We start from the raw sequence: 24,677 nt of genomic DNA, 5'->3' as shown, positions 1-24,677 counted from the left end.
CATCCTGTTCGGCAAAACGATCCTCATTACCGGCGTCGCTTCGGGCATCGGCGCGCGCACCGCGGAGTTGGCGGGCCAGCTCGGCGCCGACGTGATCGGCGTCGATTTGCGCGAGCCGGCTGAACATCAAGGCATCTTCGTCAAGGCCGACATCTCGTCCAAGGCCGGTGTCGACGATCTCGTCGCGCGGCTGCCGCAGCGCCTCGACGCTCTCTGCAACGTCGCCGGCCTCTCCGGCAACACCGGTGCGGCGCCGACGCTCGCCGTCAACTTCTACGGCCTGCGCGCGCTTTCCGAGGCGCTGGCGCCAAGGCTTCGCGAAGGTGGCGCCATCGTCAACGTCGCCTCGATCGCCGGCTTCGGCTGGCGCGCCAATCTGAACCGCGCCGCCTCGATGGTCGGCATCGAAGGCTTTCCCGACGTCGCCAAGGTGATCGCCGACCATGCGGTGAAGAACGAGGAAGGCTATCCGGTGTCGAAGGAACTGCTGCTTCTTTGGACCTTCCGCGCCGCGCATCAGGAGCTGTTCAAGAGCCGTGGCATCCGCGTCAACGCGGTCAGCCCAGGCCCGGTCGAGACGCCGATCCTCAAACAATTCCGCTCCGTGCTTGGCGATGCCCGCGTCGACAGCGATATCGCGCGGGTCGGTCGCGCCGGCACATCGGGCGACATTGCGCCGGTGGTGCTGTTCCTGTGCTCCGACGGCGCGCGCTGGATCAATGGCGCCAACGTGCCTGTCGACGGCGGCCTCGAAGCATCTATAAACGCCGAAGTGCTCGGCTTCTGAGACAATCTGCAACGCTCGATCGCGAGCGAGGGAGTGACCATGGACATCGGACTTCTGATCGACGGCGACGAGCGGGCGGCGACCGGCAAAGCCTCCTACGAACGCCTTGACCCGTTCACCGGCAAGCTCGCGACGCGCGCCGCCGCCGCAAGCATCGCCGACGCCAACGCGGCCGCCGATGCCGCGGCCGCTGCCTTCGATACCTGGTCGAAGACCGGGCCTGGCGAACGCCGAGCGCTGCTCTTGAAGGCGGCCGATGTGATGGCTTCAAAAGTCGGCGAGTTCACCAAGCTGATGATGGAAGAGACCGGCGCCACCGGCCCCTGGGCCGGCTTCAACGTCATGCTGGCGTCGAACATGCTGCGCGAGGCGGCTGCGATGACCACGCAGATTTCCGGCGAGGTCATTCCGTCCGATAAGCCCGGCACGCTCGCCATGGCGATCCGCCAGCCCGCCGGCGTCTGCCTCGGCATCGCGCCCTGGAATGCGCCGGTCATCCTCGGCACGCGTGCGCTGGCCATGCCGCTCGCCTGCGGCAACACGGTGGTGTTGAAGGCCTCCGAAATGTGCCCCGGCACGCATCGCCTGATCGGCCAGGTGCTGGTCGAGGCCGGCCTGCCCAAGGGCGTGGTCAATGTCGTCACCAACGACCCGAAGGACGCGGCGGCAATCGTCGAGGCGCTGATCGCGCATCCGGCCGTGAAGCGCATCAACTTCACCGGCTCGACCAAGGTCGGCCGCATCATCGCCGAGCTCTCCGGACGGCACCTCAAGCCCGCGCTGCTCGAGCTCGGCGGCAAGGCCCCGCTCGTCGTGCTGGACGACGCCGACATCGACGCGGCGGTCAATGCCGCGACTTTCGGCGCCTTCATGCATCAGGGGCAGATCTGCATGTCGACCGAGCGTCTCATCGTCGACGAAAAGATCGCCGACGAATTCGTCGCCAAGCTCGCCGCGCGTGCCTCGAAACTTCCGGTCGGCGACCCGCGCGGTCATGTCGTGCTGGGCTCGCTGATCAGCAGCCAGGCGGCGGACAAGATGGAAGAGCTGATCGCCGACGCGACCGCCAAGGGCGCAAAGCTTGCGGCCGGCGGCAAGCGTGCCGGCACGGTCGTGGAAGCCACGCTGCTCGATCACGTGACGCCCGCCATGCGCGTCTATGCGGAAGAGTCCTTCGGCCCGGTGAAGCCGGTCATTCGCGTGAAAGGCGAGGACGAAGCGGTGCGCGTTGCCAACGACACCGAATACGGCCTGTCCTCCGCCGTCTTCAGCCGCGACATCCGTCGCGCCATGGCCATTGCGGCGCGCATCCAGGCCGGCATCTGCCACATCAACGGCCCGACCGTCGGCGACGAGGCGCAGATGCCCTTCGGCGGCGTCAAGGGCTCGGGCTACGGCCGCTTCGGCGGCAAGGCCTCGATCGCCGAATTCACCGATCTGCGCTGGGTGACGATCGAGGATCCGGGACAGCACTATCCATTCTGAGGGAGCCATCCCTTCGGACCATCGCCAAGCAGTTGGAAAAGTGCTCGCCGTTCTGGCATTACCATCCGTCCGAGAGCCACTCAGACGGATAACAATGACCTCCAAACGCAACGTCCTTTTCATCATGTGCGACCAGCTGCGGTTCGATTATCTGGGCTGCGCCGGACATGCGAGCCTGAAGACGCCGAACATCGACCGGCTCGCCAGCCGCGGCGTGCGCTTCACCAATGCCTATGTGCAGTCGACGGTATGCGGCCCCTCGCGCATGAGCGCCTATACCGGCCGTTATGTCCGCTCGCACGGCTCGACACATAATGGCGTGCCGCTCAGGGTCGGCGAGCCGACGCTGGGCGATCATCTGCGCGAGGTTGGCGTGCGCACCGCGCTCATCGGCAAAACGCATATGAGAGCCGACGAGGAAGGCATGGAGCGGCTCGGCATCGCCAAGCACTCCATCATCGGCGTGCGGGTCGCCGAATGCGGCTTCGAGCCGTTCGAGCGCGATGACGGCCTGCATCCCTCGACCAGCTACGACCCCGATCCGGTCTACGACACCTATCTGCGCGAGCACGGCTTCGACGCCGAAAATCCCTGGGAGCATTGGGCGAATTCCGGCGAAGGCGAGAATGGCGAGAACTTCAACGGCTGGCTGCTTGTCCATGCCGACAAGGCGGCGCGTGTCCCGGACGAACACTCAGAGACGCCCTACATGACGCGCCGCGCCATGCGCTTCATCGAGGACGCCGAGGCCAAGGGCGAGCCTTGGTGCGCGCATCTTTCCTACATCAAGCCGCACTGGCCCTATATCGTGCCGGCGCCCTATCACGACCTATACGACAAGGCCGACATCCAGCCGCCAATCTGCAGCGAGGCGGAGCGCGCCTCGCCCAATCCGGTTTTCGAGGCCTTCCAGCAGGAGCGCTACTCCAGGAATTTCTCGCGTGACGAGGTCCGCGAGACCGTCATCCCCTGCTACATGGGCCTCATCAAGCAGATCGACGACCAGCTCGGCCATTTGTTCGGCTTCATGGAGAAACGCGGCCTGTTCGAGAACACCTTGATCGTCTTCACCTCGGACCATGGCGACTATCTCGGCGACCATTGGCTCGGCGAGAAATATCTCTTCCACGACGTCGCAGCGAAGGTGCCGATGATCGTCTACGATCCGCGCCCCGAAGCCGACGCGACGCGCGGAACCACCTCCGACGCGCTGGTCGAGATGATCGACCTTGCCCCGACTTTCCTCGATTATTTCGGCGGCAAGGCCAAGCCGCATATCCTCGAAGGGCGATCGCTGCTGCCGCTCACGTCGGGCGAACGCAAAAGCCTGCGCGACCATGCCGTCAGCGAGTATGACTACAGCGGCGATGCCGCGCGGCTGAAGCTCGCCATGCCGGTCTCGAACTGCAAGCTCTACATGATCACCGACGGCCGCTTCAAACTCGTCCATGGCGAAGGCGTGGAGCCGATGTTCTTCGACTTGCGGAACGATCCGGGCGAGTTGCGCGACCTCGGCCGCGACCCGGCGTCGGCCGCCGATATCGAAAGGCTGAGGAAAGCGCTGATGCGCTGGCTGGCGCTGCCCAACAACCGCATCACCGTACCCGACGAATGGCTGACCGAGATCGACGACAAGATCGCGCATTTCGATCCGATCGTCGGCTCCGGCGTGCTCATCGGCTACTGGGACGAGGCCGAGCTTGCCGAGCAGCAGGAGGCGCGCCGCAAATGGCTGGCGCGCCGGCAGGGCAAGTAAGGATTGTCCCACGCAATTCCGGCCGGAAAACCGCTGCGCACTTTTCCTGGAATTGCTTCAGCCGAGCGTCAGCCCGGCCTTCCTCGCTTCCTCACGCAGGAACGGCAGGCCGACCTCGATCACGTCGCGCGGATCTTCCGCCACGGGGCGCCATACGGCCAGCCCACCGGCGATGTCGACATCGACATGATTCATGCTTTCGAGCGTGATCGCGCCCTGATAGCCGATGTCGGCGATCGCCTTCATGCAGGCCGCCCAGTTGAGCATGCCGCGCCCGGGCACGCCGCGATTGGCTTCCGAGACATGCACATAGCCGAGATAAGGCGCCGCCGCCTCGAAGCCGGAAGCAAAGCTCTCCTCCTCAATATGCATGTGGTAGGTGTCGAGATGGATGAAGATGTTATCGGCGCCCACCCGTTCGATGATGCGCGCCGCGTCGATGCCGCGGTTGATCAGATGCGTCTCGTAGCGGTTGCAGGGCTCGATGCCGAGCTTGAGGCTGCGTGACTTCGCCGATTTCGCTGCCCTTTCGAGGAAGCGGCACATGCCGTCGATCTCGCGCCGCGTCGGCGCCCGGCCGGTGGTCTTGCCGATCGTGCCGTAGCTGACGCCGCCGAGCGCCTCGGCGCCCACCTCGTTGCAGACCTTGAAGGCCGGCTGCAGGAAATCCAGCGCCTCGTCCGGCCGCTCGACCACGTCGAGCGCGCGTGGCAGGCCGAGCGAGGGGATGAGCTGCACGCCATAATGGTTGGCGAAGCCCCGCGTGCGCTTGGTGTCGATCTCCTCGGGCCTGAGCAGCGGGATCTCCATCAGCCCGATGCCGAGCTCCTTCAGCCGGTCCATCTGCGGCTCGATGCGGGCGAGGTCCCAGACCGGAGCGATGGCGAAAGTATGCAGTCCGAAGGTGTTCATGTCAGCCTCGTTGCTCATGCGCCGCCGCTGCGGCAATGTCGCCGCCGCCGACGATGCGGCTGACGACTTCGTTCATGTTGGTGTTGGCGGTTACGAGATCGGCATCCGCCCTGCCGTGCCGCAGCACGACGATGCGGTCGGTGACCGACAGCACGTCGTTCAGCCGGTGCGAGATCAGGATGACGGCGATGCCTTCCGAGCGCAGCCGCCGGATGAGGTCGAGCACGCTCTGCACCTCGCGCACGGCGAGTGCCGCGGTCGGCTCGTCCATGATGACGAGCTTCGGGTTGAAGGTGAGCGCACGCGCGATCGCCACCGTCTGCTGCTGGCCGCCGGAGAACGAACCGACCGACCGGTTTATCGACGGCAGATGCGCGCCTAGACGCTCGATCATCCTGGCGGCCTGGCGATCCATTTCACCCTTGTCGACGAAGCCGGGGAAAAGGCCGAACAGCCTTTTGGTCGGCTCGCGTCCAAGGAAGATGTTCGAGGCGACGTCCTGTTGCTTGGCCAAAGAAAGATCCTGATAGATCATCTCGATGCCGAGGCGACGGCGTTGGCCGGGATCCAGCGCCAGGATGTCCTTGCTGTCGAACTTGATCGAGCCGGCGTCGGCGCGGTAAATGCCGGTGATGGTCTTCATCAGCGTCGACTTGCCGGCGCCGTTGTCGCCGACCAGCCCGACCACCTCGCCGGCCGCGACCGAAAGGTCGACGCCATGCAGCACGTCGACCGCGCCGAAACTCTTGCGGATGCCGCGAAGCGAAAGCAGGGTCATACGCGTGACTCCTTCCGCACCTGGTACTGGTCAATGAACACGGCCAGGATCAGCACCGCGCCGATCGCCATCTGCTGGTAGTAGGATTGCACCGCAAGCAGCGTCAGCCCGTTCTGCAGCACGCCCATGATCAGAGCGCCGATCATGGTGCCGAGGATCGAGGCGCGGCCGCCGAACAGATTGGTGCCGCCGATGATCGCCGCCGTGATCGCGGTGAGCTCGTAATTGATGCCGGCGGTCGGATCGCCAGCGTTGACGCGTGCGGTGAAGAGCAGGCCGGCAAGACCGGCGAGCGCGCCGGACAGCGTGTAGATGATGCGGCGGTGATGCTCGACGCGGATGCCGGCCGCGCGCGCCGCGCCCTCGCTGTCGCCCAGCGCCAGCGTGTGGCGGCCGAAGCGCGTGTAGGCAAGCACGGCATGCGCGACGATCGCGGTGAGCACCAGGATGATCACCGGCATCGGGACGCCGAACGGCCGGCCCTGCCCGATATAGACGATCTCGGGCGGCAGGCCATAGATCGCCCTGCCCTGCGAGATGACCAGCGCCAGACCGCGTGCCAGGCCCAACATGCCGAGCGTGACGATGAAGGCCGGCACGAAGGCACGGGTGACCAGTTGCCCGTTGACGTAGCCGGCGATCGCGCCGGCAAGGATGCAGGCGATCACCGCCAGCACCGACGGCCAGCCGAGATTGACCGCCATGAAGGCTCCCGCGACGCCGGCCAAGCCCATCACCGAGCCGAGCGACAGATCGAGCCCGCCCGAGCCGATGACGAAAGTGGCGGCGATCGCCAGCACGCCGATCGTCGAGGTCGCCAAAAGGATGTTGAGGAAATTGCTGAGCGACAGGAAATAGGGCGACAAGAGCGCCATCGCCGTGCTCAGCGCCAGAAGCACCACCAGCGACTCCAGCCTGATGTGGAGCCTTTCGACGGATGCGCGCTGCACCCGAGCCCAGAAGCCGGGCTGTTCAGAAGCCATGTCTTTGCACCTTAAGAGAGGGCAGTAAGGCAGTAGGCAATAGGGCTTGGGCAGTAGGGAAAATATGAGAGCGATCCGAGCGGCACGAACCGCTTACTTCCCCTACTGCCTACTGCCTATTTCCTACTTACTTCACATATTGCAGCATCGGCTCCTTGCCGGCGTCGATCACGTCCTTGGTCAGCACCAGCGTCGGCACGGCGATGCTGTCCTCGACCTTCTCGCCGGCCAGCGCCTTCTTGACGTTTTCCACCGCCTGCTTGCCGACGAGATAAGGAAGCTGCGCCACGGAGGCATTGAGGCGGCCTTCCTTGATCGACTTCACCGCGTCCGAATTGCCATCGACGCCGATGATTGTCACCTGTGGGCCTTTGCCGGCCGCATAGACCGACTCGACCGCGCCGAGCGCCATGCCGTCATTGGCGCAGAAGATGGCGACGAGGTCGGGATGCGCGGTCAGCGTGTCGGTGGCGATGGAAGCAGCCTTGCCGCGATCCCAGTCGCCCGGCAGCGAGGCGACGATTTCAAGGCCGGGCGCCAGTTCCTTCAGCTTGTCGGCAAAGCCCTTGGCGCGCTTCTCCCCGGTGATGTTGCCGGAGAGGCCCTCGATGACCAGCACTGGACCCTTGGCATCCTTGCCGAGCTTTTTGGCGAGGTATTCGGCGCCCTGCGCGCCGGCGGCGATGTTGTCGGAACCGATGTGGAAGGTGACCTTGACGCCTTCCTTGTCGAGCACCGCCTGGTCGAGATTGTTGTCGAGGTCGACGATCTTGATGCCGGCGTCCTGCGCCGACTTCAGGCAAGGCAGAAGGTTGGTCGAGTTGATCGCGGCGGTGATCATCGCTACCGGCTTGCGCTCGAGCATGGTGTTGCACAGGTTGAGCTGCGGCTCGGCCGCCTGGTCGCTCTCGGCCGCCTGCTGGAAATATTTCACGCCGGCTTCCTTGGCGCCGTCCGCGACGCCCTGCGCCATCGCGCCCCAGAACGGGTTGGCCAGCGTCTTCATCAGCACGCCATATTCGCCGTCCTCGGCTTTGGCGGCGCCGGCGGCGGAGAACGCCAGCGCGACGCCCACGGCAAGGGTAAATCGATTTATCTTTAGGAAATGCGATGTCATTCTATCCTCCGTTTGATCCTTGGCGCCGGATGCCTCGGCCAGGGCCGGCGCATGCTACCGTTCACGACAATGGGGGCTGTTGTCGGTCTCCTCCCCCGGAATGCGGACCGCTGCCTGGCGAGCCAACGGATTCCCGCATCAACACCTGGCAGGGCTCGAGGCGCGCCGTGGGTGGCCCCGCCGCACCCTCGACCCTTCGAAACAGAAGGTTCATCGCCTCGCTGGCGATCTGGCGCACCGGCTGCACCACGGCGGCGATCGCCGGCCATGTCACTTGCATCCATTCCGCGTCGTCGAAGCCGACCAGCGAGATATCGTTCGGGCAATGCCAGCCGCGCCGGCGGAATTCGGACAGCGCGACAAGCGTGCCTTTCAAAAGCAGCGAATAAACGGCGGTCGGCCGCTCGCCTCTGGCAAAGTAATCGCGAAGCGAGGATCTGAGTGGCTCGACGCTGACTTCCGCGGTGATGACGTCGATGCGCACCGACGGGTTGAGCGCCAGCGCCTGGGCGCGAAAACCCTCGAGGCGGGCGCGCACGGTTGCCGCCTGCTCGGCAAGGCCGATGACCAGGATATGGCTGTGGCCCTTGCCGACCAGCATCCGCGCCACCTCGGCGCTGGCGGCCGCGCTGTCGGCGGAGACCGTATCGAAGGCGTCGTCGGAGAGCACGCGGTCGATCAGCACGCCGGTCATGCCGTTGGCCTTCATGAAGGCTGCGGCCGGGCCGTGCTCGTTGCGCACCGGCGCCAGCACGACGCCGGCAACGCGCCAGTCATGCATGCGGGCGAGGATTTCCTTCTCGCGCGCCTCGGATTCACGGCTCGACGCCGCGACCAGCGTGTAGCCGCGCTGCTCGGCAAGCCCCTCCAGCTCGGTGACCATCTGGCCGAAGAACTCGCTTTCGAATTCCGGCATGATGGCACCGATGATGCGGCGCTTGGCCCTGCGCATGTCCGACGCAAGCGGATCGACGCGATAGCCCAGACGCTCGACCGCATCGAAGACACGCTGCGCGTTTTCCGGCCTCACGGTCGTGACGCCGGCCAGCACCTTGGAGACGGTGGCCGCGGACACGCCGGCATGGCTTGCCACGTCGTGGATCGACGGACGCCGCTGCTGGGCTCCCTGATGCGCCATTGACCTCCTCCCGAGGGCAGGCAGCCGCGTGCTGCCCCACTAATCCAAACGGTAAATCGATTTTTCGCAGTTGTAAATCGTTTCATCGAGAGTAAGACTTGAGATGTCAGATTGACGCGATCCAATCGCGCCCCGGGAGGAAACCATGTCCGACAAAGCCTTGCCGCTGGTCATCAGCGCGCCCGAACCGCGCACGCTCGACCTGATCTTCACGCCGCCGCAGCTGGCGCGGCTGCGCAAGAACTATCGCATCGTGGAGACCACGCCGGACGGCGTTTCCGCCCTGCCCGCCGAGACACTGGCCGAGGCACGCTACATCATCGGCCAGCCGCCGATTTCAGCCGAGACGCTGGAGAAGCTGAAGGCGCTGCGCTGCATCTTCAACGTCGAGACCAATCTCCTCAACAACATGCCCTATGAGACGCTGTTCGCGCGCGGCATCCATGTCGTCACCACCGGGCTGGTCTTTGCCGAGCCGGTCGCCGAGCTTGGCCTCGCCATGGCGCTGAACCTTGCGCGCAACATCGTCGATGCCGACCTCGCCTTCCGGCAAGGCAAGGAGCTGTGGGGCGGCGACGGCAACCAGACCGCGCGGCTCCTCTCCGGCGCCGATGTCGGCATCATCGGCTTCGGCGATCTCGGCCGCGCGCTCAACCGCCTGCTGACCGGCTTTCGCACCCGCATCAGGGTCTACGATCCGTGGCTGCCGCCATCGATCCTGATCGACAACGGCGTCGAGCCGGCCTCGCTGGATGAGGTGTTGTCGCAAAGCGACTTCGTCTTCGTCGTCGCTTCCGTCACCAGCGAGAACCAGGGTTTCCTCGGCGCGGACTCATTCGCCAAGATGCGCAAGGGCGCCGCCTTCATCCTGCTCAGCCGCGCCGGCGTCGTCGATTTCGCCGCATTGATGGCGGCTGTGAAGAGCGGCCATATCGTCGCCGCAAGCGACGTCTTTCCCGAAGAGCCGCTGGCCAGGGACCATCCTGTCCGTGCCCTCCCCGGCTTCCTGCGTTCGGCGCACCGCGCCGGTGCCCTCGACATCGCCTTCAAGCGCATGGGCGACATGGTGCTGGAGGACATGGACCTCGTCGACCGCGGCCTCCCGCCGCTGCGCTCCAAGCGCGCCGAGCGAGAAACGGTCTCGCGCATGCGCTCCAAGCCGGTCGACCGGAATTGAGCTCGAACAAGCCGTCTAAAGCGAACCCAGCCGAAGCGCGTCGCGCGCGATTTGCCAGGCCGTCTCCACATGCCGCCGGGCCGCGGCCTCCGCCGCCTCCGGCTTGCGCGAGCGGATCGCATCCATGATCGCGTGCATTTCGGCGATCGCCGGCTCGCGGCGGTTCTGCGACAGGATCGTCATCGAGCGCAGCTGGTTGATGCGGACATTGAGGCCGGTGACGATCTCCCAGGCGATGCGCTTGTCGGCCGCTTCGAACAGCACCTCGTAGAAGCTCCCCGTCGCCCGCATCACCTCGGCCGGCACGCCCGACGCCCACGCATCGAGCAGCTTCGCCAGCGCCGCATCGAGCAGCGCGATCTGATCGTCGGTGGCCGATGTGGCGCACGCCTTCGCCGCGATGCCTTCCAGCAGCGCGCGCAACTCGTAGATCTCGTCGGTCCGGCCGAGATCGGGTTTTGCGACGGCCGGTCCGTGCCCGGGTATCATCTGCACCAGGCCTTCGGTCTCCAGCTGCCGCAACACCTCGCGCACCACCGAGCGGCTGACCCCGAGCTGGTCGCATAACGGCCGCTCGACCAGCCTTTCGCCGGGCTGGAAATGGAAATCCATGATCGCTTCGCGCATACGCTCCAGCGCCAGCGTCCTCAACGTCTTGGCGGAGCGGTCGATGCGAAGCGTGTCGTCAGCCATTTTTCCCGAATCCTCAGAGCAATTCCAGGAAAAGTGCGAAGCGGTTTTCCGTCCGGAATTGCGTCAAAACAAAGAGTTGGAGCGGTTCGCCGTTTCCCCGAAACGGCGAGGCGCTTACCTCGTCACAAAAACAGATTCCATGACCGGTTGACAAGGCACGCGGCACTCCATAGCATGGTATACCATAAGACGATACAAAAATTGATGCGGCCGCGAGCGGCTCCATCCCGAGGAATTGCATGCAGCCGGCCATCCGCAAGATCGTGACCTATACCGAGAACACGCTGATCGAGGGCGGCAAGGCGGCGCCAAGGCCGTTACGCCTGATCGGTGTGGCCGCGGTGCTCGCCAACCCCTGGGCCGGCCGCGGCTTCACCGAGGATCTCTCGCCCGAGATCCGCGCCTTTGCGCCGGTGCTTGGCGAAACGCTGACCAATGAGATCATCGGTATCGCTGGTTCCGGCGAAGCGATCGAAGGCTACGGCAAGGCCGCCCTCTGCGGTACGTCGGGCGAAGTCGAGCATGCGTCGGCGCTGATCCACACGCTGCATTTCGGCAATCATTATCGCCGCGCCGTCGGCGCCAAGACCTACCTCGCCTTCACCAATCTGCGCGGCGGCCCGAACACACCGATCATGATCCCGCTGATGGACAAGAGCGACGAAGGCCGCCGCTCTCACTATCTCACCGTGCATTTCCAGATCGGCGACGCCCCGGCTCCAGACGAGCTGGTCGTGGCGCTCGGCGCCTCGATCGGCGGCCGCCCGCATCACCGCATCGGCGACCGCTACCAGGATCTGAAGGAACTCGGAGACCTGCATGGCTGACGCCGGCGCATTGGTCCGCGGCAAGGCACCCGACGGCAGCGGCTTCATCCGCGCCGGCTCCGGCGGGCCGGTCCTGTTTATCCATGGCGTCGGCATGGATGCCGCGATCTGGCAGCCGCAGATCGAATTGATGCGGGATCGCTTCGACCTGGTTGCCATCGATATGCTCGGCCACGGCGCCTCGCCGCTGCCGCCGCAGAACGCCGAGCTCTCCGATTTCGCCGACCAGGCGATCGGTCTGCTCGATCATCTCGGCCTCGAGCGCGTCGCGGTCGTTGGCCATTCCATGGGCGCGCTGGTCGCGCAGGAGATCGCGCTGCGCCACCCGTCGCGTGTTGGCTCCCTCGTCTGCCTCAATGCCGTCTTCCGACGCCCGCCTGAACTGGCGCAGGCGGTGCGCGAACGGGCGGCAGCGCTTGGCGGCCCCGGCGATCCGTCGGCCATCGCCGCGACGATCGCGCGCTGGTTCGGCAATCCGATTCCGCCGGCTCTTTCCGACGCGGCCGCGACGGCGCGGACCGCGCTCGAAAGCGTCGATGCCGAGGGCTATGCTCGCACCTACCGCCTATTTGCCAATGCCGACACCGCGCACGCTGATCGGCTGGCCGACCTCGCGACGCCCTCGCTGTTCATGACCGGATCGGAAGATCGCAACTCCACGCCTGCCATGTCGGCTGCGATGGCGCGGCTGGCGCCTTTGGGTCAATGCCTGGTGCTGAACGGCGAAAAGCACATGATGACAATCGCTTCGCCAAAGGAAGTGACTCAGCACATCACCGAGTTTCTCGATGGAGTGGCGAACGAAAGGACCGAGTCCGGTCCCGCATTCGATGCCATGGAATTCCGGCGCGCGCTGGGCTCCTTCCTCACCGGCGTCACCATCGTCACCACGGTCGACGAGGCCGGCGATCCGCGCGGCTTCACCGCTAACTCCTTCACCTCCGTCTCGCTCGAGCCGCCGCTGGTGCTGGTCTGCATCGCCAAGAAGGCGCTGGGGCATCAGGCCTTCTCGACTTCGAGAGGCTTTGCCATCAACATCCTGGCGGAAGCCCAGAAGGCCGCGTCCGGCATCTTCGCCTCGAAGGCCGCGGACAAGTTCGCATCCGTGGCATGGCAGTCCGGACAGACCGGCAATCCGCTGATCGAGGGTTCGGTCGCGGTATTCGATTGCGCCATGGAACAGCTGGTCGATGCCGGCGACCATTCGATCCTCATCGGCCGCGTCCATGACTTCACCCATAACGGCGCCCAGCCTCTCGGCTACTGCCGCGGCGCCTATGTCACGCCCGGCCTCAGCCAGGAAGCGCTTGCGGCGGCGGCTCCGCCCGGAACTGAGGTCGGCGCCATCCTGGAGAACGAAGGTCGCGTGCTCTTCTTCGAGACCGCCGCGGGGTCATACCAATTGCCGGCCGGGCACGGTCTGGGCGCTGCGAACGAACCACGCAGCCTCAGGGGAAAACTTGCCGCCAAGGCGATCGATGCCGAGCTCGGCTTCCTCTATGCGGTATGGGACGACGCGACGGACGCCTCGCGCACGCATGTCTATTATCGCGGAACGGTGGACGCCCCTGCCTCAGGCGACGGCCAGATCCGCTTTGTCGAGATCGAACGAATCGCCGAATTGAAGATCGCCGACCCGGCTGTCCGCTCGATGCTCGCCCGCTATGCGCGCGAGCGGGCCGAAGACACGTTCGGCGTCTATATCGGCAACGAGGTCGAAGGCGAGGTCCGGCCGCTCGCCAAGCCCGCGCCGTCGGCGCCAATCCATTCCGGCCCAATCCATTCCGGCCAGCGGTGAGATCGATGAAATTTTCGCTTTTCGTCCACATGGAGCGTACGGATCTCGGCAAGCCGCATTCCGAACTGCTGGCGGAACTGGAAGAACTCGTCCTGCTGGCGGAGCAGGCCGGCTTCGAGGCCGCCTGGATCGGCGAGCATCACGGGATGGAATTCACCATCTCGCCGAACCCGTTCATCAACATCGCCTATCTCGCCGCCAAGACGAAAACCATCCGTCTCGGCACCGGCACGATCATCGCGCCCTTCTGGCATCCGATCAAACTCGCCGGCGAGGCGGCGATGGCCGATGTCATCACCGGCGGCAGGCTGGACCTCGGCATCGCGCGCGGCGCCTACAGCTATGAATACCAGCGCGTCTTCCCGGGGCTGGATGCCTGGGGCGCCGGCCAGCGCATGCGCGAGATCATCCCGGCGATCCGCGGCCTCTGGGATGGCGACTACGAGCATACCGGCGAGTTCTGGCAGTTTCCGCCGACGACCTCCTCGCCCAAGCCGTTGCAAAGACCCTACCCGCCGATCTGGGTAGCGGCGCGTGACCCGAATTCGCACGACTTCGCGGTGGCCAACGCATGCCAGGTCCAGGTCACGCCGCTTGCCTCGGGCGATGGCGAGGTCGCGAGCCTGATGGAGCGTTTCAATGCCGCCTGCCAGGCCCATCCGGACATCCCACGGCCGGAGATCATGCTCCTGATGCATACTTTCGTGGCCGAGGACGCCGCCGACGCCGACCGCCTGACGCGGGACCTGTCGCAGTTCTACTGCCAGTTCGGCGCCTGGTTCCAGAACAAGAAGCCGGTGCGCCAGGGCGTGCTGGAGCCGCTGACCGAGGACGAGATCGCGGCCATGCCGCAATACGCGCCCGACAAGATCCGGGAGAACCTCGTCATCGGCCAGGCCGACGAGGTGATCGCCAGGCTGAAGACCTACGAGGCGCAGGGTTACGACCAATACTCGATCTGGATCGACAGCGGGCTTACGCATGAGCGCAAGAAGAAATCGCTGCAGCTGTTCATCGACAAGGTGATGCCGGCCTTCCAGGAGGCAGGGTCGCGATGACCAATATCGCCTTCAGGAACTACATAGACGGCCAGTTCGTCGAAGCCGCCTCCAGCTTCGACAGCATCGATCCGTCCACGGGCAAGCCCTGGGCGACGATGCCGGCCGCTTCCGTTGCCGATACCGACCGCGCCGTCGAAGCCGCGCACCGGGCGCTGCGCTCGGGCCCCTGGGCCGCGATGACCGCGACGGCGCGCGGCAAGCTTTTGGTGAGACTCGGCGATCTCGTCGCCGCCAATGCCGGCCGGCTGGCCGAGCTGGAAACGCGCGACACTGGCAAGATCATCCGCGAGACGCGCGCCCAGATCGCCTATGTCGGCGACTACTACCGCTATTATGGCGGGCTGGCCGACAAGCACGAAGGCGCCTTCATCCCGATCGACAAGGCCGACATGGAAGTGACGGTTCGGCCCGAGCCGATCGGCGTCGTCGCCGCTGTCGTGCCGTGGAACTCGCAGCTTTTCCTGTCGGCGGTGAAGCTCGGCCCGGCGCTGGCCGCCGGCTGCACCGTCGTGCTCAAGGCCTCCGAGGATGGCCCGGCGCCGCTGCTCGCCTTCGCCGAGTTGGTTAGCGAAGCCGGCTTTCCAGCCGGCCCTGTCAACATCATCACCGGCTTCGGCCATGATTGCGGGCATCGCCTGACCAGCCATCCGCTCGTCGCCCGCGTCGCCTTCACCGGCGGTCCCTCGACCGCCCGGCGGATCGTCGCCAACACGGCCGAGAACCTCGCCTATACGACGCTGGAGCTCGGCGGCAAAAGCCCGGTCGTCGTCTTCGCCGACGCCGATCTCGACAGCGCCGCCAATGCCGTCGTCGCCGGTATCTTCGCCGCCACCGGCCAGAGCTGCGTTGCCGGCTCGCGGCTTTTGGTCGAGCGTTCGGTCAAGGACGATTTCCTCGCGCGGCTCAAGCGCAAGGCTGAAGCCATCGTCATCGGCGATCCGCAGGACCCCGCAACCGAGATGGGTCCGCTGGCGACCGTGCGTCAGCGAGAGCGAATCGAGACGATCGTTGCGGAGAGCATCGCAGCGGGTGGGCGACTGGTCACCGGTGGAGCCCGGCCGCAGGACAAGACCGACGGATACTACTACGCACCGACCATCATCGAGGCGCAGGACCAGGCCCTCGCCTGCGTGCGCGAAGAGCTGTTCGGCCCGGTGCTGAGCGTACTCGCCTTCGAGGCCGAGACCGACGCGCTGGCTTTGGCCAACGACACGCCCTTTGGGCTCGCTTCCGGCGTCTTCACCTCGAATCTCGCCAAGGCGCATCGCATGGCGCGCGGCATCCATGCCGGCGTGGTCTGGGTCAACACCTACCGTGCCGTCTCGCCGCTGGTGCCCTTCGGCGGCTATGGCCTTTCCGGCCTCGGTCGCGAAGGCGGCCTCGACGCCATCCGCGATTACACGCGCTCGAAATCGGTGTGGATCCGCACCTCGGACGACCCGATCCCCGATCCCTTCGTCATGCGCTGAAGACGAAGGTTGGACTGACAAGAACAAGAAACGGCACAAACCAATCAGAGGAGAACGAGATGAAACTGATTTTCGCCGGCATCCTTGCCGGGCTGATAGTGACCACGGCCGCGAAGGCCGATGAGATGGTGTTTACCAGCTGGGGCGGAACGACGCAGGAAGCCCAGACCAAGTCCTGGGCCGAACCCTTCGCCGCTTCGTCCGGTATCAAGGTGCTGCAGGACGGGCCGACCGACTACGGCAAGCTGAAGGCCATGGTCGACGCCAAGAACGTCACCTGGGACGTCGTCGACGTCGAGATGGATTTCGCCATCAAGGCGGCCAAGGACGGCCTGCTCGAACCGATCGACTTCGCCGTCGTGCCGAAGGCCGATCTCGACCCGCGCTTCAGCAATGAGAATGCCGTCGGCAGCTTCTACTATTCCTTCGTGCTCGCCTGGAACAAGGGCGCCGTCTCCGGCGAGCCGGCAGGCTGGGCCGACATGTTCGACACCAAGAAATTTCCGGGAAAGCGCACCTTCTACAAATGGTCGGCGCCGGGCGTGATCGAGATCGCGCTGCTCGCCGACGGCGTTCCGGCCGACAAGCTCTATCCGCTCGACCTCGACCGCGCTTTCAAGAAGCTCGACACCATCAAGTCGGACATCGTCTGGTGGGGCGGCGGCGCGGAGTCGCAGCAGTTGATTGCGTCGGGCGAAGCTGCCTTCGGCCAGCTCTGGAACGGCCGCGTCTTCGCACTGGAGAAGGACGGCGCCGATGTCGGCGTCTCCTGGAACCAGAACCTCACCGCAGCCGATGTGCTTGTCGTGCCGAAGGGCGCCAAGAACAAGGACGCGGCGATGAAGTTCCTCGCTGCGGCGACCAGCCCGACCGGTCAGGCGAAATTCGCCGAAGCAAGCGGCTACGCGCCGATCAACACCAAGGCCAAGGCGGAGATGCCCGCCGACGTGGTCAAGGGCTTGCCCGACGCCCATGTCGACGGTCAGATCAACCTCGACATGAACTACTGGGCCGAGCATCGCGACGAGATCGCCACGCGCTGGTACGCCTGGCAGGCGAAGTGAGGCGCGTCTCCTCCTGACGAGGATCGGGGCGGCGCTCGCCGTCCCGACCCGCAATCCGGGATTACCGCCATGTCGGTGGAAGCACAGCAAGGGATCGCAACCCCTCGGATACCGGCAGGCCTCGGCGGCCTGCTTCCGGCATTGATCCTGATCGGACTTTTCTTCGTCGTGCCGGTGCTGGCGCTTTTACTGCGCAGCGTCACCGACCCCGCCCTCGGGCTGCAGAATTATGCGGCGCTGCTGGGCGACGGCACGTACGCTCGCGTGTTCTTCAACACCTTCCTCGTCGCCTTCGTCGTCACCATCGTCACCGTGCTCGTCGCCTTCCCGGTCGCCTGGATGCTGGCGATCATGCCGCCGGCGCTCACCTCGATCCTGTTCGGCATCATCATTCTGTCGATGTGGACGAACCTGTTGACCCGCACCTATGCCTGGATGGTGCTGTTGCAGCGCACCGGCGTCATCAATCGGGCGCTGATGGGCGCCGGCATCATCGACCAGCCGCTGCCACTCATCAACAACCTCACCGGCGTCACCATCGGCATGGTCTACATCATGCTGCCCTTCATGATCCTGCCGCTGGTCGGCACCTTGCGCGCCATCGACCCGATGACTTTGCGCGCCGCCGCGCTTTGTGGTGCCAGCCCGCTTGCCGCCTTCCGCCGCATCCTTTTGCCGCTCTCGCTTCCCGGCATCGCCGCCGGCGGGCTGATGGTCTTCGTCATGTCGCTCGGCTATTTCGTCACGCCGGCGCTGCTCGGCGGCACGTCGAACATGATGCTCGCCGAAATGATCGCGCAGATGATCCAGTCGCTGCTCAACTGGGGGCTGGGCAGCGCTGCCGCCTTCATCCTGCTCGTCGTCACCATGGCGCTCTATGCGCTGCAGCTGCGCCTTGTCGGCGCCAGACGCACGACGGGAGGCGCCTGAGATGCTGCTCGACTATGATCGCCTCGGCTGGCTGAAGGCAGCACTGCTCGCCTTCACGGCACTGGTCGCGGCCTTCCTGCTGCTGCCGGTGGTCTTCATCGTCCTGCTCTCCTTCGGCTCGTCGCGCTGGCTGGCCTTCCCGCCACCCGGCTGGACGCTGAAATGGTATCAGGAGCTGTTTGCCGATCCGTCCTGGATCGAGGCAGCGCTGACCAGCGCCCGCATCGCCACGATGACCGCAATCCTCGCCGTTGCCATCGGTCTGCTCGCCTCCTTCGCGCTGGTGCGCGGCCAGTTCCGCGGCCGCGAGATCCTGCGTGGACTGCTGCTCACGCCGATGGTCCTGCCGGTCGTCGTCTTCGCCATCGCCATCTATGCCTTCTTCCTGAGGCTTGGGCTTGGCGGCACGACCGTCGGCTTCGTCGTCGCCCACACCGTGCTTGCGCTGCCCTTCGCCATCATCCCGATCGCCACCGCGCTCGAAGGCTTCGACAAGTCGATCGAGGACGCCGCAATCGTCTGCGGCGCGAGCCCGCTTCAGGCCAAGCTCCGCATCACTCTGCCGTCGATCCGCATCGGCATCTTCTCCGCCGCGATCTTTTCCTTCCTGGCCTCCTGGGATGAGGTGGTCGTGGCGATCTTCATGGCGAGCCCAACCTTGCAGACATTGCCGGTCAAGATCTGGGGGAGCCTCCGCTCGGACCTCACGCCCGTGATCGCCGCCGCTTCCAGCCTGCTGGTTGGGCTCACGCTGGCCCTGATGATCGTGACGGCACTCTTGCGTCGAAAGCTGCAGACATGACCCAACCCTTTCTCTCGATCCGCAAATTGCGCAAGGCATTCGGTGCCTTCACCGCCGTTCACGATGTGACGCTGGATATTCCCAAGGGCGAGTTCCTGACCTTCCTCGGACCGTCGGGCTCGGGCAAATCGACGACGCTCTACGCCATCGCCGGCTTCCAGGATCCGACCTCCGGCGACGTGCGGCTGCAAGGCAAGTCGTTGCTGTCGGTGCCTTCGCACAAGCGCAACATCGGCATGGTCTTCCAGCGCTACACGCTGTTCCCGCATCTGAGCGTCGCCGAAAACGTCGCCTTCCCGCTCCGCGTCCGCCGCCGGCCCGACACCGAGGTCAAGCGCAAGGTCGCCGACATGCTGTCGCTGGTGCGGCTGGAAAGCTTCGCCGAGCGCCTGCCCACGGCGCTCTCAGGCGGCCAGCAGCAGCGCGTCGCACTCGCCCGCGCGCTGGCCTACGATCCGCCGATCCTGCTGATGGACGAGCCGCTGTCGGCGCTGGACAAGAAGCTGCGCGAGGAGATCCAGGCCGAAATCCGCCGCATCCATCGCGAGACCGGCGTCACCATCCTTTACGTCACGCACGACCAGGAAGAAGCGCTGCATCTGTCGGACCGCATCGCGCTGTTTCGCGATGGCCGTATCGAGCAGATCGGCACAGGCGAGGACCTTTATCTACGGCCGGCCACCGATTTCGTCGCCGGCTTCATCGGCAACTCGAATTTCCTCGCCGCCGAGCATCTGGAAACGGTGGGCGGCGCTTCCACCATCCGCCTCGCCGACGGCGCGCTTGTCTCCGGCATAAATGCCAATGGCAGTTTCGCCCCCGGACAGAAAACCAGGCTGATGATCAGGCCGGAAGCGTTTCGCCTGGAGCGCTCGCCGAACAATGCCGAGCTTGCGGTCGAGATCGTCGACGTCGCCTTCTATGGCGAGCGCCGGCGCATTGTGGCGCGCACGAGCGCCGGACAGGAAATCGACATCCGGCCGACATCTTCGGCGCTCGCCGCGCAGGATGTTGCATCGTCCCGTCGCCCGGTGTTTTTCGATCCGGGCGCGGCTTTCCTGTTTCCCGCTTGAGCAGAGCTCCGCCAGCATCCACCCTCCGATCGTCGTTCCCAGTGCCACAACAAGGTTGTTGACAAGCAAATGCTTGAATAATAAGTTCGGTGACAGAACGAATTAATCCGAGGCCCTGCTGTGAGCGACCTGCCGCGTATTTCCCGCCAGTTCTCGCAACGCTCCGTCATGGAGGCGATCGTCCAGGGCGGGCCGATATCGCGGGCGTCGATTTCCAAGCTCACCGGCCTTTCGAAGCAGACGATCTCGGAAATCGTACGCGGCCTCGAGCAGGAAGGCTGGGTGCAGGAGACAGGACGCACCAGCGGCCATGTCGGGCGCACCGCGGTCACCTATGAGCTTGTCCACGACGCCGCCTACATCATCGCCGTCGACCTGGGCGGCACCAAGGTTCGCGTGGCGCTGACCGATCTCGCCTGCCAGATCTTCGCCGAAGCGGCGACGCCGACCGATCCGCGCGGCGGCCAGTTCATCATCGACCAGATCGCAGCACTTGCCTTCCAGGCCGCGGCCAGGGAGTGCATCCCCCGCAAGAAGATTCGCCTTGCCGTCATCGGCGCGCCGGGCGCGCCGGACCCCGCGACCGGCCGCATCATGCTCGCGCCCAACATCGCCGGCTTCGACGCCATGAATGTGCTTGACGCGTTCGAGAAGGCGCTCGGCGTCGCGGTGATGATCGAGAACGACGTCAATCTCGCCGTGCTCGGCGAGAATTGGCTGGGCCAGGGCCAGGGCATCGACAACCTCGCCTATATCGCGCTGGGCACCGGCGTCGGAAGCGGCCTGATGCTGGGCGGCCATCTGGTGCGCGGCGCCACCCATGCGGCAGGTGAAATCGGTTTCATGCCGATCGGCGCCGATCCGTTCGCGGCGGAATCGCTGCGCACCGGTGCTTTCGAGCGAGTGGTGGCGACGCACGCGATGACCGAGCGCTACAGATCCCTGACCGGCACCCAGGTCGCGGTCCCGGCGATCTTCGAGAATGCCGCAAAGGGCGACAAGGCAGCGCTCGCCGTGCTCGACGAGACGGCGCGCTATCTGGCGCAAGGCATCGCCGCGATCGCCGCCGTCGCCAATCCGCAAAAGGTCATACTTGGTGGCTCGATCGGCCTCAGGCCGGAGATCCTCTCGCGCGTCAAGGCCCTGATACCGCTCTGCTTCCCCTATCCCGTCACCGTCGAGGCCGGCGAACTGGGCGCGCGGGCAGCGCTTATCGGCGCCGCTGCGATCGGGCTTGGCCAGTTGCACAACACACTCTTCGGCGTCGACGCGCCGGACGGCCGCATTTCACTTCCCACCGCCCAGGCGGCTGCCCTGAAGGAGGTCGTGCTGTGACCAGCGATATCACAACCCGGCTGCGCGCCGCTTTCGATGCCGACCAGGCCCTGGCGCTGTTTCGGGGCGCGATAGGACGCGACAGCATCACCGGCAACGAGGCGAATTTCGTCGACTTCCTCGAAACGAAAATGCGCGAACTGGGACTGAGCGGCCTGAGCCGAGCGGATTTCCTGCCCGGCAGGCCGAACATCTGGGGCGAGCGCAAGGGAACTGGCCAGGGCCAGCGCCTGCTCTTCATCGGCCATACCGACACCGTTCATGTCGACGGCTGGCGGGAGCATTGGGCCGGCACCGAGCGCGAGGATCCGTTTGGCGCGCCCATCATCGACGGGGCAGTCTGGGGCCGCGGCTCGGGCGATCTCAAGGCCGGCATCACCGCCTCGCTGGCGGCGCTCTCGCTGCTCGACAAGGCCGGCATCCGCCTCAAGGGCGACGTCGCCTTCGCTTTCGTCGGCGACGAGGAAAGCGGCCAGCCCGGCACCGGCGTCTCTGCCGGCATCAAGCATTTCGTCGGCCGCATCGAGGCCGGCGAGGTCGCGACGCCCGACTTCACCGTCTATGTCGAGCCGACTCGGCTTGCCGTCTACGCCGCGCAGATCGGCTTCTTCATCACCGACATCACGATTACCGGCAAGTCGGCCTATTTCGGCGTGCCGGAGCTTGGCAAGGACGCCCTTCGCGCCGCCCACGCCGCAATGACCGCGCTGTGGAAACACTCTGATGAGGTGGCCGCCCGCGCCGAGCACAAGCTCACCGGGCGCGGCTTCCTGCTGATCACCGGCCTTACCGGCGGCGGCTATATCGCCGTGCCCGAGCGATGCACGCTGTCGCTGATCCGCAAGCTGCTGCCGGGCGAATCCCTCGACAGCGCCGCCGCCGAGATCGAGGCCGCGGTACGCCGCGCCATCACCGATCCCGAGATCACCGTGGAGTTCGCCTATCCGGCCGGACGCGACCACAGGCTGGGCGGCACCGCCGCCGAGATCGACGAGACGCGCGCCGAAGTCGCCCTGCTTTCGGACTCGATGGCTAAAGCCATGGGCGGGCGCGGCGTGATCGAGGGCGCGCCCTTCTGGTCGGAATCCTCGTTCTTCGTCAATCGGCTCGGCATTCCCGCCGTCTATTGCGCGCCGGGCGACATCCGCAACTGCCACACGTTCGAGGAGCACGTCGATGTCGAGGAACACCTCGCCGGCATCGTCGGCTTCGCCGCCTTCATGGCCCGCTATTGCGGCGTGGCCGACTGAAAGACCAACGAAGCGAAATGGGAGACTGAAACATGCTGATGAAGAAATGGATTGCCGCCGCCCTGGCCGGCGGGTTGATGCTGGCCGCCGGCGCGGCTCACGCGCAGACGGTCGGGCCGCAGGGCGAGACCGCCACCCCGAGTTCCAGCCTGACGCTGAGCGATGCCGACATCGCGGCGCTGAAGGACAAGGGTTATAAGGCAGCCCTTCTGTGGCACACCTCTTCCGACTTCACCAACGCGGTGACCGCGGGCGCCACCGACGAGTTCGCCCGCGCCGGCATCTCGATCGCGGTCAAGACCGACGCGCAGTTCGACGCCGCCCGCCAGCGCAGCGACATCGAGACCGCTTTAGCCGCAAAGCCGAACGTCATCCTGGCGCTGCCGCTCGACCCCGTCACCTCCGCCGAGGCCTTCCGCCAGGCGGTCAAGGACGGCGTCAAGCTGGTGTTCCTGTCCAACCTGCCCAAGGATTACAAGCAAGGCACCGACTACGCCTCGATCGTCACCGACGATCTCTACCAGATGGGCAAGCAGGCGGCCGACGCGATGGCCAAGGCCATCGGCGGCAAGGGCAAGGTCGGCTACATCTTCCACGACGCCAATTACTACGTCACCAACCAGCGCGACCAGTCCTTCAAGAAGACCATCGAGAAGGACTATCCCGACATCAAGATCGTCGCCGAACAGGGCATTTCCGACCCGGCCCGCGCCGAGGAACTGGCCAACGCCATGCTGCTGCAGCACCCCGATCTCGACGGCATCTATGTGACCTGGGCCGAGCCGGCCGATGGCGTGCTCTCGGCGCTGCGCGGCGCCGGCAACAGGCACACGAAGATCGTCACGCTCGACCTTGCGGAGCCGGTCGCGCTCGACATGGTCAAGGGCGGCAATGTCGCCGCACTCGTCGCCGACAAGGCCTATGAGCTCGGCCGCGCCATGGCCACCTCCGGCATGAAGTCGCTGCTTGCCCAGCAGACGCCCCCGTTCGTCGTCGCGCCGGCGCTGACCGTGACCAAGGAGAATGTCTCCCAGGGCTGGAAGGACTCGCTCAACCGCGACGCGCCTCAGTCGGTGCTCGACGCGGCGAAGTGAAGCCGACGCTCCGGCCCGGCTTACCGGGCCGGAGCTCTCTTCCTGAACAAAAAGGGGAACTGACATGCGCAAAGCATTGGGCATCATCACCATATTGGCGAGCCTGTTCGCCGCTCACGCCTTCGCCGCCGAAGGCGTCACCACCGGCCCGAACGGCGAGAAACCGGTCCCGGCGGCCTCGCTCACGCTGACGGCCGCGCAGGAGCAGCAGATCAAGGACGGCAAGTTCACCGCGGCTCTCGTCTGGCACGAGATGAGCGAGTACACCAACGCCGTAAACGCCGGCGCGCGCGACGAGTTCAAGCGTCTCGGCATCGAAGTGGTGGCGCAGACCGACGCCGGTTTCGACGCCGCGCGCCAGAAGGCCGATGTCGAGACGGTGATGGCCAAGAAGCCGTCGATCATCCTATCGCTCCCGGTCGATCCGGCGACCGCCGCCTCCGTCTACGATCCGGCCCGCCAGGCCGGCGTCAAGCTTGGCTTCGTCGACAATTGCCCGGCCGGCTACAAGCAGGGCACGGATTACGTCACCATCGTTTCCGACGACCTCTTCCAGATGGGCAACAAGGCCGGCATCGCCATGGCCGAGGCGCTCGGCAAGAAGGGCAAGGTCGGCTACATCTTCCACGACGCCGATTTCTACGTGACCAACCAGCGCGACGGCGCCTTCAAGAAGACCATCGAGCAGGATTATCCCGACATGAAGATCGCCGCCGAGGCCGGCATGGCCGACCCGGCGCGCTCAGAGGATATAGCGCAGGCGATGATCACCCAGCATCCGGACCTTGACGGCATCTATGTCACCTGGGCGGAGCCGGCTCTCAGCGTGCTCTCCGCATTGCGCGGCGCCGGCAACAAGCACACCAAGATCGTCACGCTCGACCTCAACGAACCGGCCGCGCTCGACATGGTCAAGGGCGGCAACATCGCGGCCCTTGTCGCCGACGAGGCCTACAGCATCGGCGTGACGCTGGCGCGTGCCTCGGCAGGCTCGCTGGTCGGCCTGAAGACCGAGCCTTTCTACGCGGTCGATTCCATCGCCGTCACCAAGGACACGGTGAAGGATGGCTGGAAGAAGTCGCTCAACAGGGATGTGCCCGCGATCATCGCGGACGCCATGAAGTAAACGGCGTGGCAGGCTGCGAAGC

The 24,677-nt window shown here is 65.6% G+C and carries 22 protein-coding genes; 16 read left to right on the top strand and 6 right to left on the bottom strand.

Annotated elements, in window-relative coordinates; all coding sequences use genetic code 11:
- Nucleotide 1 precedes the first annotated feature (1 nt).
- The 3 genes from AC0YKC_RS22105 to AC0YKC_RS22095 all read left to right on the top strand — a co-directional run bounded on the left by AC0YKC_RS22105 (nucleotide 2) and on the right by AC0YKC_RS22095 (nucleotide 4,028).
- Nucleotides 2–787 carry a coniferyl-alcohol dehydrogenase gene (locus tag AC0YKC_RS22105; protein WP_488512604.1) on the top strand — a complete coding sequence of 262 codons (786 nt, stop codon included), beginning with the start codon at nucleotides 2–4 and terminating at the stop codon, nucleotides 785–787.
- A gap of 39 nt (nucleotides 788–826) precedes the next feature.
- On the top strand, nucleotides 827–2,272 hold the full coding sequence (locus tag AC0YKC_RS22100; protein WP_488512547.1) for an aldehyde dehydrogenase: 1,446 nt from the start codon (nucleotides 827–829) through the stop codon (nucleotides 2,270–2,272).
- Between the two features lie 94 nt (nucleotides 2,273–2,366).
- Complete coding sequence (locus tag AC0YKC_RS22095; protein WP_488512546.1) at nucleotides 2,367–4,028, top strand: alkaline phosphatase family protein; 1,662 nt, start codon at nucleotides 2,367–2,369, stop codon at nucleotides 4,026–4,028.
- A gap of 57 nt (nucleotides 4,029–4,085) precedes the next feature.
- Here AC0YKC_RS22095 and AC0YKC_RS22090 read toward each other — a convergent pair whose 3' ends face one another.
- The 5 genes from AC0YKC_RS22090 to AC0YKC_RS22070 all read right to left on the bottom strand — a co-directional run bounded on the left by AC0YKC_RS22090 (nucleotide 4,086) and on the right by AC0YKC_RS22070 (nucleotide 8,956).
- Nucleotides 4,086–4,940 (bottom strand): sugar phosphate isomerase/epimerase family protein, encoded by an 855-nt coding sequence (locus AC0YKC_RS22090; RefSeq protein ID WP_488512545.1) that lies wholly within the window; start codon nucleotides 4,938–4,940, stop codon nucleotides 4,086–4,088.
- Between the two features lies 1 nt (nucleotide 4,941).
- On the bottom strand, nucleotides 4,942–5,718 hold the full coding sequence (locus tag AC0YKC_RS22085; RefSeq protein WP_488512544.1) for an ATP-binding cassette domain-containing protein: 777 nt from the start codon (nucleotides 5,716–5,718) through the stop codon (nucleotides 4,942–4,944).
- Nucleotides 5,715–6,701: an ABC transporter permease gene (locus tag AC0YKC_RS22080; RefSeq protein WP_320297102.1), complete on the bottom strand. Its 987-nt coding sequence runs from the start codon at nucleotides 6,699–6,701 to the stop codon at nucleotides 5,715–5,717. The genes AC0YKC_RS22085 and AC0YKC_RS22080 overlap by 4 nt, the downstream gene beginning before the upstream one ends.
- 127 nt (nucleotides 6,702–6,828) lie before the next feature.
- Complete coding sequence (locus AC0YKC_RS22075) at nucleotides 6,829–7,818, bottom strand: sugar ABC transporter substrate-binding protein (protein ID WP_488512543.1); 990 nt, start codon at nucleotides 7,816–7,818, stop codon at nucleotides 6,829–6,831.
- A 61-nt stretch (nucleotides 7,819–7,879) separates the two neighbouring features.
- Entirely contained in the window at nucleotides 7,880–8,956 is a 1,077-nt protein-coding gene (locus AC0YKC_RS22070; protein WP_488512542.1) for a LacI family DNA-binding transcriptional regulator, read from the bottom strand.
- Nucleotides 8,957–9,101: 145 nt separating this feature from the next.
- Here AC0YKC_RS22070 and AC0YKC_RS22065 point away from each other — a divergent pair, with 145 nt between their 5' ends.
- Entirely contained in the window at nucleotides 9,102–10,133 is a 1,032-nt protein-coding gene (locus AC0YKC_RS22065; RefSeq protein WP_434723464.1) for a hydroxyacid dehydrogenase, read from the top strand.
- Between the two features lie 15 nt (nucleotides 10,134–10,148).
- Here the strand turns inward: AC0YKC_RS22065 and AC0YKC_RS22060 are convergent, their stop codons facing one another.
- A complete protein-coding gene (locus AC0YKC_RS22060; RefSeq protein ID WP_488512541.1) occupies nucleotides 10,149–10,826 on the bottom strand; it encodes a GntR family transcriptional regulator in 678 nt (225 codons plus the stop codon).
- A 239-nt stretch (nucleotides 10,827–11,065) separates the two neighbouring features.
- Here AC0YKC_RS22060 and AC0YKC_RS22055 point away from each other — a divergent pair, with 239 nt between their 5' ends.
- The 12 genes from AC0YKC_RS22055 (at nucleotide 11,066) to AC0YKC_RS22000 (ending at nucleotide 24,655) form a co-directional block, all read left to right on the top strand.
- Nucleotides 11,066–11,653: an amino acid synthesis family protein gene (locus AC0YKC_RS22055; protein ID WP_488512540.1), complete on the top strand. Its 588-nt coding sequence runs from the start codon at nucleotides 11,066–11,068 to the stop codon at nucleotides 11,651–11,653.
- Complete coding sequence (locus AC0YKC_RS22050) at nucleotides 11,646–13,451, top strand: alpha/beta fold hydrolase (protein ID WP_488512539.1); 1,806 nt, start codon at nucleotides 11,646–11,648, stop codon at nucleotides 13,449–13,451. The genes AC0YKC_RS22055 and AC0YKC_RS22050 overlap by 8 nt, the downstream gene beginning before the upstream one ends.
- A 5-nt stretch (nucleotides 13,452–13,456) precedes the next feature.
- Nucleotides 13,457–14,509: an LLM class flavin-dependent oxidoreductase gene (locus AC0YKC_RS22045; protein WP_488512538.1), complete on the top strand. Its 1,053-nt coding sequence runs from the start codon at nucleotides 13,457–13,459 to the stop codon at nucleotides 14,507–14,509.
- Nucleotides 14,506–15,981 carry an aldehyde dehydrogenase gene (locus AC0YKC_RS22040; protein WP_488512536.1) on the top strand — a complete coding sequence of 492 codons (1,476 nt, stop codon included), beginning with the start codon at nucleotides 14,506–14,508 and terminating at the stop codon, nucleotides 15,979–15,981. The genes AC0YKC_RS22045 and AC0YKC_RS22040 overlap by 4 nt, the downstream gene beginning before the upstream one ends.
- Nucleotides 15,982–16,040: 59 nt before the next feature.
- Nucleotides 16,041–17,045 (top strand): ABC transporter substrate-binding protein, encoded by a 1,005-nt coding sequence (locus AC0YKC_RS22035; protein ID WP_488512535.1) that lies wholly within the window; start codon nucleotides 16,041–16,043, stop codon nucleotides 17,043–17,045.
- Nucleotides 17,046–17,114: 69 nt separating this feature from the next.
- A complete protein-coding gene (locus tag AC0YKC_RS22030) occupies nucleotides 17,115–17,975 on the top strand; it encodes an ABC transporter permease (protein ID WP_488512533.1) in 861 nt (286 codons plus the stop codon).
- 1 nt (nucleotide 17,976) lies between these two features.
- Entirely contained in the window at nucleotides 17,977–18,777 is an 801-nt protein-coding gene (locus AC0YKC_RS22025) for an ABC transporter permease (protein ID WP_434723471.1), read from the top strand.
- Nucleotides 18,774–19,850, top strand: a complete 1,077-nt coding sequence (locus AC0YKC_RS22020) for an ABC transporter ATP-binding protein (RefSeq protein ID WP_488512532.1) — start codon at nucleotides 18,774–18,776, stop codon at nucleotides 19,848–19,850. The genes AC0YKC_RS22025 and AC0YKC_RS22020 overlap by 4 nt, the downstream gene beginning before the upstream one ends.
- A 120-nt stretch (nucleotides 19,851–19,970) precedes the next feature.
- Nucleotides 19,971–21,185 carry an ROK family transcriptional regulator gene (locus AC0YKC_RS22015; protein ID WP_488512531.1) on the top strand — a complete coding sequence of 405 codons (1,215 nt, stop codon included), beginning with the start codon at nucleotides 19,971–19,973 and terminating at the stop codon, nucleotides 21,183–21,185.
- Nucleotides 21,182–22,435 carry a M20 family metallopeptidase gene (locus AC0YKC_RS22010; RefSeq protein WP_488512530.1) on the top strand — a complete coding sequence of 418 codons (1,254 nt, stop codon included), beginning with the start codon at nucleotides 21,182–21,184 and terminating at the stop codon, nucleotides 22,433–22,435. Before AC0YKC_RS22015 ends, AC0YKC_RS22010 begins: the two co-directional genes overlap by 4 nt.
- 32 nt (nucleotides 22,436–22,467) lie before the next feature.
- A complete protein-coding gene (locus tag AC0YKC_RS22005) occupies nucleotides 22,468–23,529 on the top strand; it encodes a substrate-binding domain-containing protein (protein ID WP_488512529.1) in 1,062 nt (353 codons plus the stop codon).
- A 64-nt stretch (nucleotides 23,530–23,593) separates the two neighbouring features.
- Nucleotides 23,594–24,655 carry a substrate-binding domain-containing protein gene (locus tag AC0YKC_RS22000; RefSeq protein ID WP_488512528.1) on the top strand — a complete coding sequence of 354 codons (1,062 nt, stop codon included), beginning with the start codon at nucleotides 23,594–23,596 and terminating at the stop codon, nucleotides 24,653–24,655.
- Nucleotides 24,656–24,677 lie beyond the last annotated feature (22 nt).

It is taken from the genome of Mesorhizobium sp. CNPSo 4661 (assembly GCF_057784215.1).
The sequence above is the reverse complement of the archived record's forward strand: the minus strand, read 5'-3'. Positions and strand labels throughout refer to the sequence as shown.

Bases quoted from the DNA above. Each gene is read 5' to 3' on its own strand.
- AC0YKC_RS22100 (WP_488512547.1), top strand. From the start codon at position 827: ATGGACATCGGACTTCTGATCGACGGCGACGAGCGGGCGGCGACCGGC.
- AC0YKC_RS22095 (WP_488512546.1), top strand. From the start codon at position 2,367: ATGACCTCCAAACGCAACGTCCTTTTCATCATGTGCGACCAGCTGCGG.
- AC0YKC_RS22090 (WP_488512545.1), bottom strand. From the start codon at position 4,940: ATGAACACCTTCGGACTGCATACTTTCGCCATCGCTCCGGTCTGGGAC.
- AC0YKC_RS22085 (WP_488512544.1), bottom strand. From the start codon at position 5,718: ATGACCCTGCTTTCGCTTCGCGGCATCCGCAAGAGTTTCGGCGCGGTC.
- AC0YKC_RS22080 (WP_320297102.1), bottom strand. From the start codon at position 6,701: ATGGCTTCTGAACAGCCCGGCTTCTGGGCTCGGGTGCAGCGCGCATCC.
- AC0YKC_RS22075 (WP_488512543.1), bottom strand. From the start codon at position 7,818: ATGACATCGCATTTCCTAAAGATAAATCGATTTACCCTTGCCGTGGGC.
- AC0YKC_RS22070 (WP_488512542.1), bottom strand. From the start codon at position 8,956: ATGGCGCATCAGGGAGCCCAGCAGCGGCGTCCGTCGATCCACGACGTG.
- AC0YKC_RS22065 (WP_434723464.1), top strand. From the start codon at position 9,102: ATGTCCGACAAAGCCTTGCCGCTGGTCATCAGCGCGCCCGAACCGCGC.
- AC0YKC_RS22060 (WP_488512541.1), bottom strand. From the start codon at position 10,826: ATGGCTGACGACACGCTTCGCATCGACCGCTCCGCCAAGACGTTGAGG.
- AC0YKC_RS22055 (WP_488512540.1), top strand. From the start codon at position 11,066: ATGCAGCCGGCCATCCGCAAGATCGTGACCTATACCGAGAACACGCTG.
- AC0YKC_RS22050 (WP_488512539.1), top strand. From the start codon at position 11,646: ATGGCTGACGCCGGCGCATTGGTCCGCGGCAAGGCACCCGACGGCAGC.
- AC0YKC_RS22045 (WP_488512538.1), top strand. From the start codon at position 13,457: ATGAAATTTTCGCTTTTCGTCCACATGGAGCGTACGGATCTCGGCAAG.
- AC0YKC_RS22040 (WP_488512536.1), top strand. From the start codon at position 14,506: ATGACCAATATCGCCTTCAGGAACTACATAGACGGCCAGTTCGTCGAA.
- AC0YKC_RS22035 (WP_488512535.1), top strand. From the start codon at position 16,041: ATGAAACTGATTTTCGCCGGCATCCTTGCCGGGCTGATAGTGACCACG.
- AC0YKC_RS22030 (WP_488512533.1), top strand. From the start codon at position 17,115: ATGTCGGTGGAAGCACAGCAAGGGATCGCAACCCCTCGGATACCGGCA.
- AC0YKC_RS22025 (WP_434723471.1), top strand. From the start codon at position 17,977: ATGCTGCTCGACTATGATCGCCTCGGCTGGCTGAAGGCAGCACTGCTC.
- AC0YKC_RS22020 (WP_488512532.1), top strand. From the start codon at position 18,774: ATGACCCAACCCTTTCTCTCGATCCGCAAATTGCGCAAGGCATTCGGT.
- AC0YKC_RS22005 (WP_488512529.1), top strand. From the start codon at position 22,468: ATGCTGATGAAGAAATGGATTGCCGCCGCCCTGGCCGGCGGGTTGATG.
- AC0YKC_RS22000 (WP_488512528.1), top strand. From the start codon at position 23,594: ATGCGCAAAGCATTGGGCATCATCACCATATTGGCGAGCCTGTTCGCC.